Annotated in this window: 9 protein-coding genes; 1 reads left to right on the top strand and 8 read right to left on the bottom strand. The window is 36.4% G+C overall.

Translation table 11 applies throughout. The annotated features are described in order from the left end of the window. From rodA to purH, 6 genes are all read right to left on the bottom strand, one after another. On the bottom strand, positions 1 to 814 hold an 814-nt coding region (gene rodA / locus A9Q93_RS01445; protein WP_303685601.1), incomplete at its 3' end, for a rod shape-determining protein RodA. 1 nt (position 815) lies between these two features. Continuing rightward, positions 816 to 2,762, bottom strand: coding sequence for a penicillin-binding protein 2 (gene mrdA, locus A9Q93_RS01450; RefSeq protein ID WP_303685602.1), 1,947 nt, complete (start codon positions 2,760 to 2,762; stop codon positions 816 to 818). After that, complete coding sequence (locus A9Q93_RS01455) at positions 2,759 to 3,268, bottom strand: hypothetical protein (protein WP_303685603.1); 510 nt, start codon at positions 3,266 to 3,268, stop codon at positions 2,759 to 2,761. Before A9Q93_RS01455 ends, mrdA begins: the two co-directional genes overlap by 4 nt. Continuing rightward, positions 3,261 to 4,088 (bottom strand): rod shape-determining protein MreC, encoded by an 828-nt coding sequence (mreC, locus tag A9Q93_RS01460; protein WP_303685604.1) that lies wholly within the window; start codon positions 4,086 to 4,088, stop codon positions 3,261 to 3,263. Before mreC ends, A9Q93_RS01455 begins: the two co-directional genes overlap by 8 nt. A gap of 30 nt (positions 4,089 to 4,118) precedes the next feature. After that, positions 4,119 to 5,153 (bottom strand): rod shape-determining protein, encoded by a 1,035-nt coding sequence (locus tag A9Q93_RS01465; protein ID WP_303685605.1) that lies wholly within the window; start codon positions 5,151 to 5,153, stop codon positions 4,119 to 4,121. Between the two features lie 54 nt (positions 5,154 to 5,207). Continuing rightward, on the bottom strand, positions 5,208 to 6,758 hold the full coding sequence (gene purH, locus A9Q93_RS01470; protein WP_303685606.1) for a bifunctional phosphoribosylaminoimidazolecarboxamide formyltransferase/IMP cyclohydrolase: 1,551 nt from the start codon (positions 6,756 to 6,758) through the stop codon (positions 5,208 to 5,210). A gap of 289 nt (positions 6,759 to 7,047) precedes the next feature. Here purH and A9Q93_RS01475 point away from each other — a divergent pair, with 289 nt between their 5' ends. Further along, positions 7,048 to 9,996, top strand: a complete 2,949-nt coding sequence (locus A9Q93_RS01475) for a S8 family serine peptidase (protein ID WP_303685607.1) — start codon at positions 7,048 to 7,050, stop codon at positions 9,994 to 9,996. 83 nt (positions 9,997 to 10,079) lie between these two features. Here A9Q93_RS01475 and murC read toward each other — a convergent pair whose 3' ends face one another. After that, the gene (gene murC / locus A9Q93_RS01480; RefSeq protein ID WP_303685608.1) at positions 10,080 to 11,432 is read right to left on the bottom strand and encodes a UDP-N-acetylmuramate--L-alanine ligase; all 1,353 of its coding nucleotides are present in this window, start codon (positions 11,430 to 11,432) and stop codon (positions 10,080 to 10,082) included. A 65-nt stretch (positions 11,433 to 11,497) separates the two neighbouring features. Next, the gene (locus tag A9Q93_RS01485; RefSeq protein ID WP_303685609.1) at positions 11,498 to 12,238 is read right to left on the bottom strand and encodes a lipopolysaccharide assembly protein LapB; all 741 of its coding nucleotides are present in this window, start codon (positions 12,236 to 12,238) and stop codon (positions 11,498 to 11,500) included. Between the last annotated feature and the right edge of the window lie 75 nt (positions 12,239 to 12,313).

Consider the following 12,313-nt stretch of genomic DNA (forward strand, 5'->3'; position numbering starts at 1 on the left):
AAACTATATCAATGCGGTTTCTATGACGGTCTTCCAGTACATTATTAAAAATATAACTGGTAGAAAAGGTGTAAGCAATACATGTTAGAGCAGCAATTACATAAAGGTAAACTCTAGGTTTAGGAAGACGCTTTTTGTGTTTCCGCTTTCGCGAAAGCAAATACATAAAAAATATTACCGATAAAATAATAAGGATAATCCATCCTAGATGTATCACGAGAGCTCCCAGAAATAGAGCTAAAGCAATAACTCCTAAACTTAAATACCATGGCGATAATCCTTCTCTGTGTAATGCAAAGAAGAATGCTGCATAAATCAAGGCGCTTCCTGGATCTGGTTGTGGTATGATGAGTAAAGCTGGCAAAGCAATTATTCCTGCAACGATCATAAAATCCCTAACGTTTTTTAAAGAGACGTCGAGCTGGCTGAGAAACTTTGCCACTGCTAGAGCAGTTGCAAATTTTGCAAATTCACTGGGTTGAAAGGTGAAAGAACCGATGGGATACCAAGAAACCGCGCCATTAACCTCTTTTCCTAACACGTATAATCCTGCAAGAGAAATCAAGGATATGACGTATATTAATCCAGCAAAGCGCTCGTAAAACTTTACTTCTACAGCAAGAATGATTATGATAAATATGGTACAAACGCCTATGAATAAAAGTTGCTTCCCATATACCTGGTTAATGTCAAATATAGAAGTGTATTGCGTTACTGGGGCAGCACTATAAATACTTATCAAACCTATAAATACGAGTGCAGCATAAATTAAAATGGAAATGAAATCGTATTTTGGTTTATCACCTATGGCCATTTTAATCTAAGAATTTTATTTGAAGACTATCTACGAGCTTTTGTAACGACTTTTCTTTTTGATCTGTGATAAGTCCTTGATCAATAGCTTCGTTTATATTAAAAGGTTTGTTACTTATTCTTTTTGCATATTCATATTCCAGACTATGGGTGAGTAGGTAGTTTTCTAAATCTGTTCTAGTAATTTCACCTTTGATATGCTTTTCAATAAGTAAACTTGCAATTTTTGCAGCGTATCGTGAACCCCAGTATCCATTTTCTATAAACACAGCTATAGCAATTTTAGGATCATCTTTGGGAGCAAAAGCGATAAAAACAGAATGGTCTGTGAGTTGTTTTTTTTCTCCATTGATTTTGGCAAAATTCTCTACAGTACCGGTTTTACCACAAATTTCAATTCCTGGAATTTGAACATATTTTGCTGTCCCAGTTTTATAAACTTCATTCATTCCTTCTATGACAGGTTCAAAATGTTTTGCATCGATGGTAGTAAAGTTTTTTGTGGTGTACTTTTCATTACTTATGGGTGCTCCATTCATCTCTTTGATAATATGAGGGCGATAATAAAAACCGCGATTTGCGATAGCAGCAGTCATATTAGCCAGTTGAATAGGTGTAACGGCTACTTCTCCTTGTCCTATTGCATTTGAAATCGTGGTAGGAGCATACCACTTATATTTATACTGAGAGGTATAGTAATCTCCATCTGGTATGCGGCCCGGCTGGCCTACTGGTAAATCGTATCCTAGGTAATCGCCCAGACCAAAACTAGTGACATGGTCGTGCCATATGTCCATTCCTTCAGGAGCTGTATTTTCGCTTTCAATTATTCTACGATAGACTTGAGCAAAATAGGAGTTACAACTTTCAGCAATTCCTCTATTAAGAGCCAGTGGACTTGCATGAGCATGACAGCCTAGTTTTTTCTTTCCTCCGTAATTGTAACCATGATTACAACTGAATCTTTCTTGAGGAGTAACGACTCCTTCTTGTAAACCTACTAGCGCATTTATAACTTTAAAGGGTGAGCCTGGTGCATACTGACCTTGTAAAACTCTATTTACATCAGGTAGCCTTATCGTATCTCTAAGTATGGCGTTGATATTCTTAGATCTGTCACGACCCATTAATAGACTTGGGTCATAATTAGGAGCGGTGACTAAGGTGAGGATTTCACCTGTTTTAGGTTCAATCGCAACTATTCCACCACGTTTGTTGATCATAAGTTTTTCAGCATATTCTTGTAGTTCTTTATCGAGTGTCACGGTTAAGTCCGTTCCTGCTATAGGAGCTACATCGTTTGCTCCATTTTTATAAGATTCTATAGCCCTACCATAATGATCTCTGGTATATTTTTTATATCCTTTTTTACCTCTTAGTTCTTTTTCATATTGCAACTCTATACCACTTTTACCAGCTAGATCACCTTGTACGTAATAATCATCTTTTTTAATGGTACGCTGATTTACCTCTCTTATGTAGCCTAAAACACTTGCACTATGGTCTACTAGGTATTTGCGCAATGATCGTCTTTGAATATAAAAACCTGGAAACTTTCTGAGTTGCTCTTGTAACGGTGCGTATTCTTCTTGTGTCAATTGAGGAATAATAACGCTAGCTTGTTTTCTGGACCATTTACTAGCGTCTGCCAGCTTTTTTTCTAACCTAGACTTTTCAATTTTTAAAAGTTTAGATAATGCAGTTAAGTTCACTTCTCCAGTTTCTCTAGGTATCACCATAACGTCATAAGCTACTTGGTTTGCTACCATTAATTTGCCGTTGCGGTCATATATAAAACCACGTTCTGGATACTGAAATACTGTTTTAACGGAGTTATTCTCTGCTTCTAATGATAATTCATCAGATATGATAAGTTGTAGATATATCATTCTCCCTAAAAAAATGATTCCTACTAATGTAACTATAGTTATAAGCAATAATTTTCTCATGACTTTACTCTACTTTTAAATAGAGCTAATATTATACAGTTAACGACTAAGGTAGCCGCGCCTATGCTCAACGTTAGTTTAAGAGTATAGAGTATTTGAGAACCGTTAAATATTACTAGCGAAAAGAAAATTACGTGATGAACTATGATACAAAATAAGAGGAGTAACAACAGTCTGTCCATACTAGTCTTAAGGACCTTGATGTTTTTCATTTTGTAGCTTTCACCATAAACTAACCGCAACCAGATAGGTCTGGTAAATGCTAGGGTTACGCAAGCAGCAGCATGAGCACCACCAGTATCTTGAAAAGTGTCAAGAATTATTCCTAGTAGAAAACTAATAAGCATGATGTCCCATCTTTTATTCTCTATGGGATATAGAATGATGAATAAAAGATAAACCATAGGATTAATAAAGCCTAAGAAATTGATTTGATCAAATAGAAATATTTGAAAAAATAGAAGACTTATAAAACGAACGATATTTGTAAGGAGATCTTTATTCATTAGTTCCTAAAGTGTCGATTTCTTGTATTGCCTTTTGATCTCTATTCTTAATCACATAAATATGGTCCAGATCTGTCATGTCATTAAACAAGCGTACCGTTATTTTGTACCTAGAACCATTTTCAACAAGCTGAGCATCTTGAACCTCGCCTATCAAAATATCTGAGGGAAACAATGTGGATTGCTTTCCAGTGATTATCGTGTCACCTTTTTTAACTTGAGCAAGTCTTGGGACGTCTTCTAAACTCATTACATAAGGATCATAGCCATCCCATTTTAATGACCCTATAGTGGATGTACCTTTAATTTGAGCATTTAGAGAAATTTGAGAATTAAGAATGGAAATCACTCTAGAAAACTTCTCATTGCTACGGTCCGTGACACCTACAATTCCTGAGGTAGAAATAACACCCATATCTGGTTGAATGCCTTGGTTAGCTCCTATATCTATTGTGATGTAATTATCTGATTTATAAAAATCATTTTTAATTACTCTAGCTGGGAAAATGTTGTAAGGAATACTGTCAGTAAAAGTTAGGGTAGTTTCTTTACCTAATAAAGTGTCACCTATTTCAAGTAACCTCATTCTTAGGGAAGCATTTTCTTCACTTAATTTTTTATTGTGGTTAATAAGATCAAAATAATCATAAACACCATTTCTTGTACTTAGAATTCCTCCTGTAATTTTACCAGTAGAATGAATTGTTGTACTGCGATGGTAATCGTGAGATTGAATAGTAAAGGTTACTGCAATCACCATTAAAAATAGATACAACAACAAGTTTCTGTATTTGATCAGAAAATTGAATATTTGTTGCATGTGGTAATTTCAATAAGTTAGGGTTAAATCTTAGTATTTATTTGCTAGAACACTCTTGTATTTGTCTAAATTCTTGAGTGTGAGTCCAGTTCCTCTTACTACTGCTCGTAAGGGATCCTCTGCAATATATACTGGTAAGTCTGTCTTTTGAGATAACCTTTTATCAAGTCCTCGCAACATAGAACCTCCACCTGCTAGGTAGATACCTGTGTTATAAATATCTGCTGCAAGTTCTGGTGGAGTTTGAGATAAGGTTTCCATAACAGCATCTTCTACTCTTAGAATAGATTTGTCTAACGCTTTTGCAATCTCCCTATAACCTATCTTAACTTCCTTAGGTTTACCAGTAAGTAAATCACGTCCTTGTACACTCATTTCCTCTGGCGGAACTTCTAAGTCTTCTGTAGCTGCACCTATTTGAATTTTAATTTTCTCTGCGGTGCGCTCACCTACGTATAAGTTGTGTTGGGTACGCATGTAGTAAACTATATCATTTGTGAAGACATCACCTGCAATTTTTACAGATTTATCACACACGATTCCACCTAAAGCAATGACTGCGATTTCTGTTGTACCACCACCTATATCTACTATCATGTTACCTTTAGGTTGCATAATGTCTACACCTATACCTATCGCAGCAGCCATAGGCTCATGTATCAAATACACTTCTTTTCCGTTTACCCTTTCAGCACTATCCTTAACGGCTCTCATTTCTACTTCGGTAATACCAGAAGGAATGCATATAACCATTCTCAAAGAAGGTGCAAACCATCTTTTTTTCAATGCTGGAATTTCCTTGATGAACATGGAGATCATCTTTTCACTAGCATCAAAATCTGCAATCACACCATCCTTAAGCGGGCGTATGGTTTTTATATTTTCATGAGTTTTTCCCTGCATCATCGCAGCTTCTTTTCCTACCGCAATAATTTTACCAGTACTTCTATCACGAGCGACTATCGATGGACTGTCTACAACAACTTTACCGTTATGAACAATTAAGGTATTTGCCGTACCAAGGTCGATGGCAATATCTTCAGTAAGGAAATCAAAAAATCCCATAAATAATTTGTAGAAAAGCGTTAATAATTAGGGTGTAGCAAAGTTAAGATAAATCTAGTGTTTAAAATGCCTTGTGCCTGTGAAAACCATCGCAATATTATTATCGTTACAATAATCAATAGATAATTGATCTTTAATAGAACCACCAGGTTGAATTACAGCTGCTATTCCAGCATTATCTGCTATTTCTACACAATCAGGAAATGGGAAGAATGCATCACTTGCCATTACCGCTCCTTTTAAATCAAAATTAAATGAGTTAGCCTTGTGAATTGCCTGGTTCAACGCGTCTACACGAGAAGTCTGACCGGTACCACTAGCGCAAAGTTGTTTGTTTTTTGCAAGTACTATAGTATTAGATTTTGTATGCTTACACAATTTAGAAGCAAATAGTAAATCGCTTATTTGTTCTTCTGTAGCTTCTAAAGTGGTAGCTTGTTTCAACTCAGATGCTGCATCAGTTTTAAGATTTGCATCCTGAACTAGAAAACCATTTAAGGACGCTCTAACTTCTAATTTGTTAGTATCTCGCTTTCGCGAAAGCGCACCATCCACTAACTCCAGCATGATACGGTTTTTCTTACCTTTAAGGATTTCTAATGCATCAGCAGCAAAGGAAGGGGCGATTACGACCTCACAAAAAAGCTTGTGTATCTCTGCAGCAGTGTCAGCATCTATTTCAGTATTTGAAATCAATATTCCTCCAAAAGCAGAAACTGGATCTCCAGCAAGTGCATCTACATATGCCTTATAAATAGTGTCTCTTTGAGCGACACCACATGCATTATTATGTTTAAAAATGGCAAATGTAGGTGCGTCGTTAACAAACTCACTCATTAAGTTAACAGCTGCGTCTACGTCAAGTAGATTGTTGTAGGATAACTCTTTACCGTGGTGCTTAATAAACATTTCATTAAAGTCACCGTAAAACCATCCTCTTTGATGAGGGTTTTCTCCGTAACGCAATGGCATAACATTTTGCTCACTTATTTTAAGAGCTTTTGTAGATGAGTCACCTGAAAAATAGTTGTAGATCGCACTATCGTAATGCGATGAAACGTTAAAACAAGTAGTAGCAAACTCCTTGCGCTGCCCAAGTGAAGTTGTTCCATTGCCAGACTCTAATACCTCTAGCAATTTGCTATAATCGTCTACGGTACCTACACACAAAGTATCTTTATAATTTTTTGCACCGGCACGAATTAAAGAGATTCCTCCTATATCAATTTTTTCAATAATATCTTGCTCTTCTGCTCCACTAGCAACTGTTTTTTCAAAAGGATATAAATCTACTATTACAATATCAATTTGAGGAATTTCAAATTCATTTAATTGGGCTTCATCACCTTCATGGTTGCGTCTGTTAAGAATTCCTCCAAATACTTTAGGGTGCAATGTTTTAACACGGCCACCTAGTATAGACGGATAGGAGGTTACATCTTCCACTGGTATTACATTTATTCCTAAATCAGTTATAAATTTTTCTGTTCCTCCTGTAGAATAGATAGTGATTCCTAAATCATTCATTTTTTGAACGATAGGAGCGAGTCCTTCTTTATTAAAAACAGAGATTAAGGCGCTTTTTGCAGAAATGTTATTGCTCATGGGGTGATTATATAAGTAATATTGGAAAGGTGCAAAAGTAATTAATTGATACGGTTAATTGTTTGAAGTCGCTGTAATTAATCGATACTTTTTCACACTTAAAATATAGAAGATTAAAAAATTATTGTTCAATTTAATATGCTTGTTATTTGAATCGAACTTAAACATATCAGTTTTTTAAGGATTTATTAACATGTTAATTGCATATATACATCCGTTAAAAACGTAAATAATCTAAAATACATGCTATTCTTTATATATTTTAGCAAATCTTAAAAAAAACCTAAGGATGAAATTAAATATTACCCTTTTATTCTTATTGCTAGGAGCAGCTTTTGTGTCTGGTCAAAGCGATAAAGAACGTGCAGAAATTATCAAATCAAATAATCAGGTCCATTTACAGCAAATGGTAGTTGACTTGCAGAATAAAGCTATTAAAGATCAAGAAAGAGCTTTGGAGTTTTCTAAAGCAAACGATATACCTATGTTCAAAGAGAATCAAGATGGTACCTTTGATCAGTTAATGAGAGTTACTAACGATGGAATTCCTGTGTATTATAGTATTGATAATGCTGATGCAGCAAACAGTACTAGGGCAAATAGACTTCATAGTGGTAATTCCTTAGGTCTTAATATAGAAGGTCAAGGAATGACCGCTTATGTTTGGGATGGAGGTCCTACAAGAATCACGCATAGAGAGTTCGGTGCAACTTCAGGACAAAGAGCGACTAGAGGTGACGCTCCTTTTGTTTTAAATTCTAATAGTTTTCATGCGACTCATGTAAGTGGTACTATTGTAGGTGCTGGTGTTAATGCTTCAGCAAAAGGTATGGCTCCTCAGGCTAACGTTATAACAAGTGATTGGAACTCTGACGAGGCTGAAATGGCTGCTGCAGCGGCAAATGGGGCATTAATTTCAAATCATTCTTATGGGGTTCCTACGAGTAGTTTAGGTAGTGCACCAGAGTTAATTGGAAAATATTTAGAAAGCGCTCAAATAATTGATCAAATAACTTACGATGCTCCATATTATCAACCAGTTTTTTCTGCCGGTAATAGCGGTTCAGATAATTCTTCAAATAGTCAGCCACTTGATAATAATAATGCATATGATAAGCTGACATTTTCTTCTTTATCTAAGAATGCGATGTTAGTCGCAAATGCTCAAGATGCCTCTATAAATGCTGACGGTAGTTTGAGTTCGGTAAGTATTAATTCTGGAAGTAGTCAAGGTCCTACAGATGATTTTAGAATTAAACCAGATATTACAGGAAATGGAACTGGAGTGACTAGTAGCTTTGACTCTTCTGATAATGCTTATGGTACTATAAGTGGTACTTCTATGTCTTCTCCTAATGTTGCCGGCTCAATGTTGCTTCTGCAGCAATATTATAATGAAACAAATGGAATTTTCATGAAAGCTGCCACAGTTAAAGGTTTAACGATGCACACAGCAGATGATGCTGGAATCAATGGTCCTGACGCTATATGGGGTTGGGGTCTTATGAATACCATGAAAGCTGCTAATGTAATAACTGACGATTTGGTAGGTTCAAGAATTGAAGAACTTGTATTACAGAATGGTCAGACTTATAGTATAACTGTAGAAGCAGATCCTAATGAAGATTTACTTGCATCTATCTCATGGACAGATCCAGCTGGACAAATCAATCAAGGTGGAGCGAATGATGCAGCTCCTGCACTTGTTAACGATTTAGACATTAGAATAACTCAGAACGGGACAGTATTTGAACCATGGAAGCTTACAGGTGTTGCTAGAAATACAACAGGTGATAATACGGTAGATAACTTTGAAAGGGTGGACGTTTCTTCTCCCTCAGGAACTTATACGATTACAGTAACTCATAAAGGTACATTGGTAAATGGTTCACAACCATTTAGCTTAATTGTGAGTGGTGAGCAAAACGATTTTGCCATTAGATCTTCTCTCAGTGTAATTGAGAGTTGTAATGATCAGAGTGTTTCCTTTCCTTTACAGTTCTTATCTAGTTCTAATTTCAATGACACTGTTAATTTGACGGTATCAAATGTTCCAAGCGGTGTAAACACATCTTTATCTTCGACAACATTTACTTCTTCGGGAAATGCCACGTTAGATATCACTGGACTTAGCAATGCTGCTGATGGTACATACCCTATAACTGTCACAGCAAATTCTCCTTCTGATCAAAGAACTTTTGTGGTGACGTTAAGAATTTTAAGCGACTCATTTACTAATGTTAATACGAGATTTCCTTTAGATAATGCTACACAAATAAGCACTTCTCCAGTACTAGAATGGGATGATGAACTTAACGCACAACGTTATCAAATTCAAATAGGAAGAACCGCGAGTTTTGGGAGGTTGTTTGTTGATGAGGTTGTTACAGCTTCAACCTATAGAATTTCATCTACTACGCTTTTTCCATCGACAGTTTATTATTGGAGAGTAAGACCTATCAACGATTGTGGTCAAGGCGCTTATACTACTCAAAGTTTCACCACTTTCCAATGTGATGAAATTGATGCAGCGGTCTCGTCACCTATACCTATTCCAGATAATAATGCTACTGGGATTACCAGTTCCATTTCAGTTAATCAAGCAAATAATATTGCTATCGGTAAAGTCAATGTTGAGGTACAAAGCACGCACGAGTATTCAGGAGATTTATTGATCACTTTAACCTCACCTGCAGGAACTACTATTGCTTTAACATCGCCTAATGGTTGTGCAACTCCTAACTTAGGTGTAACATTTGATGATGATGCGGGAGCATTTAGTTGTAATACCGCTCCTGGTCAACCTGGTTATGTAGATTCCGTTGCGCCTGTGCAACCCTTATCAGCCTTTAATGGTGAGACGGTTAATGGTACATGGACCCTAGGTGTTCAAGACAGAGGTCCAGCAGATTTGGGTACCTTGAATAACTGGAAAATAACTTTCTGTGAAGTTCCTGCTGTTTTAAGTAATGAAGAAGTGATAGCAAATGAATTTTCAGTTTATCCTAATCCTTCCAATGGATTATTCACTATAGCTGGAACAAATACTGACAGCGCAAACGGTGCGGTGATCCATATATTAGATCTTAATGGTCGAGTTGTATTTACTAAAGAAGTTGAAAATACATCTCGATTAAATGAATCTATCGACGTACAAAATTTATCTAATGGATTATACTTATTACAAGTTCAACAAGGAGCTTCAAGAACGGTAGAAAAAATCATTATTGATAAGTAATCAATTGTGTTCACTCAACTAAAAAATGCGATCCAAAGGATCGCATTTTTTTTGCTTTATTGACATCAAATTAGTCTGTCTTTTTAAACTAAGTTTTTTAATTCATTAAAATCTAGACCACCATAATTACCACTACTCATAAGTAGTAAAGCACTGTTGTCTAGAGATTGTTTAAAGAGCCATTCTTTGAATTCAGTTGGATCGGTCATAACTATTAAATCATCTCGATCAAAAGCTGCAAGAATCTGCTCTTTAGAAACTGGGGCAAGCTTTTTAATCTCCACCGCATGCGGGCTATAAAAAACCACCGCTGTAGTTGCAGGGTTTAGCGCATTCTTATATTGATTTAAAAACTCTGGATCTAGGCTGGAATAGGTGTGCAATTCTAAACAAGCGATCGTTTTTCTCCCACTGTATTGTTCTGCAACTGCTGCTGTAGTGGCTGCAACTTTACTCGGTGAATGAGCAAAATCTTTATAAATAACTGCCGTTTTAGTTTCAGCAACTTTTTCAAGTCTCTTGGAGGCTCCTTTGAAAGTAGCAATAGCTTCATAGAAATCATCTTCATCGATTCCCATATGTTGACACATCCATTTTGCACCAGCAAGATTACTCAAATTATGCTCGCCAAAAATTTCAATCGGCATGTCACCTTCTGGAGTATCTAAATAAGTGGTTCCATCTATAATCTGATGTTGTGGAACGGTGTAAGAATGTTTTCTTGTAGGTTTTGTGGCTGCTTCGGCTATTTGTTTTACTGCTGGATCATCTTCGTTGTATACAAGAATACTTCCGTTTTTCATCAGTTCCACAAACTGTTCAAACTGACTCAGGTAATTCTCCCAAGTTGGGAATACGTTAATGTGATCCCAAGCGATGCCAGATAATAACGCAATGTTAGGCTGGTATAAGTGAAATTTAGGCCTGCGATCTATAGGGCTCGATAGATACTCATCGCCTTCCAGAACCATAAACTCGTTATCCTCGGTAAGGTGCACCATGGTGTCAAAGCCATCTAACTGCGCGCCTACCATGTAATCTACCTCTCTGTCATGATAGTGCATAACATGTAAAATCATAGATGTGATCGTAGTTTTACCATGAGATCCACCTATTACAACACGAGTTTTATCTTTACATTGTTCGTATAAATACTCTGGATAAGAATAGATTTTTAAATCTAATTCTTGCGCTTTTAATAATTCTGGATTATCCTCTTTGGCATGCATGCCTAAAATTACAGCATCTAGATCGGTAGTAATTTTCTCTGGAAACCACCCATATTGCTCTGGGAGTAAATTCTGTTTTTCAAGTCTAGATTTACTAGGTTCAAAAATAGTATCGTCGCTACCAGTAACTTGATCACCTTTGTGATGTAAAGCAAGAGCAAGATTGTGCATGGCGCTGCCGCCTATCGCGATAAAGTGTACGCGCATTTGTATAAAATTTTAGTAAAATTACTAAATATTAAATGGATCAAGTACGCAATTCTGGAAGATGACTAATTATTTTCTAATGCCGTAATTTCTGCTTTTAAACTCGGACTAGGATGCACTTTGTAGGCTTCTTTCAATACTTCACGTGTTCGGTTCTCATCTTTCAGATGGTTTTTATATACTTCAATTAGTTTGCGATACGTGAGCATGGAGCCGCCCGTATTAATCGCTTTACGATAGGATATAACCGCTTTGTCATATTCTTCTTCATACTCGTCTATGAATCCATGAGCGAGGTGACCATCTACTGGTGATATGGCTAGCAGCTCATTTGCATAAGCGCGACTCTTCTTTATTGATCCACCTATTATTCCTGGCAACTCACAGTACATTTGCGATAGGGCATGTCTTACCTCTATGTGTTGTGGATCTAAGTCGGCCGCTTTTTTAAGATACATCTTTACATCATCAAGTAATCCTAAAGCTTTAAATTTTGATACATTTTTAGCGTGTAACCCTAGTGTACCGCCATATTTAAAGTTATAGTTAGCATTTGACGGTTCACGTTCTACGAGCTTTTTGTAATAAGTTATTGCTGTTTCTAAGTCATTTTTGCGGCCAGCGATATCGCCTAATCGTTCAATGACTTTTTTATTTGAAGCGTCTTGTTTGTATAGCTTTTCAAAAGCGATTAATGCTTGATCGTATTTCTTAGCTTGGAATAATTGTTCCGCTTTCGCGAAAGCGGACTGACCATAAGCCATCGTGCCACAAAATAAAAACAGTGCGATAAGGATCTTTTTCATATAACAAAAATATCAAAAAGCAAACCAAAAGTGCATTGCCTCAATGAAAAGATGCATTTACTCATTTCTATTTTT

It is taken from the genome of Nonlabens dokdonensis (assembly GCF_002162835.1).
In the GTDB taxonomy this organism is placed as follows: domain Bacteria; phylum Bacteroidota; class Bacteroidia; order Flavobacteriales; family Flavobacteriaceae; genus Nonlabens; species Nonlabens dokdonensis_B.

Excerpts from the sequence above, each read along its gene's own strand:
- murC (WP_303685608.1), bottom strand. The coding sequence starts at position 11,432 with ATGCGCGTACACTTTATCGCGATAGGCGGCAGCGCCATGCACAATCTT.
- A9Q93_RS01455 (WP_303685603.1), bottom strand. The coding sequence starts at position 3,268 with ATGAATAAAGATCTCCTTACAAATATCGTTCGTTTTATAAGTCTTCTA.
- A9Q93_RS01475 (WP_303685607.1), top strand. The coding sequence starts at position 7,048 with ATGAAATTAAATATTACCCTTTTATTCTTATTGCTAGGAGCAGCTTTT.
- mreC (WP_303685604.1), bottom strand. The coding sequence starts at position 4,088 with ATGCAACAAATATTCAATTTTCTGATCAAATACAGAAACTTGTTGTTG.
- A9Q93_RS01485 (WP_303685609.1), bottom strand. The coding sequence starts at position 12,238 with ATGAAAAAGATCCTTATCGCACTGTTTTTATTTTGTGGCACGATGGCT.
- A9Q93_RS01465 (WP_303685605.1), bottom strand. The coding sequence starts at position 5,153 with ATGGGATTTTTTGATTTCCTTACTGAAGATATTGCCATCGACCTTGGT.
- purH (WP_303685606.1), bottom strand. The coding sequence starts at position 6,758 with ATGAGCAATAACATTTCTGCAAAAAGCGCCTTAATCTCTGTTTTTAAT.
- mrdA (WP_303685602.1), bottom strand. The coding sequence starts at position 2,762 with ATGAGAAAATTATTGCTTATAACTATAGTTACATTAGTAGGAATCATT.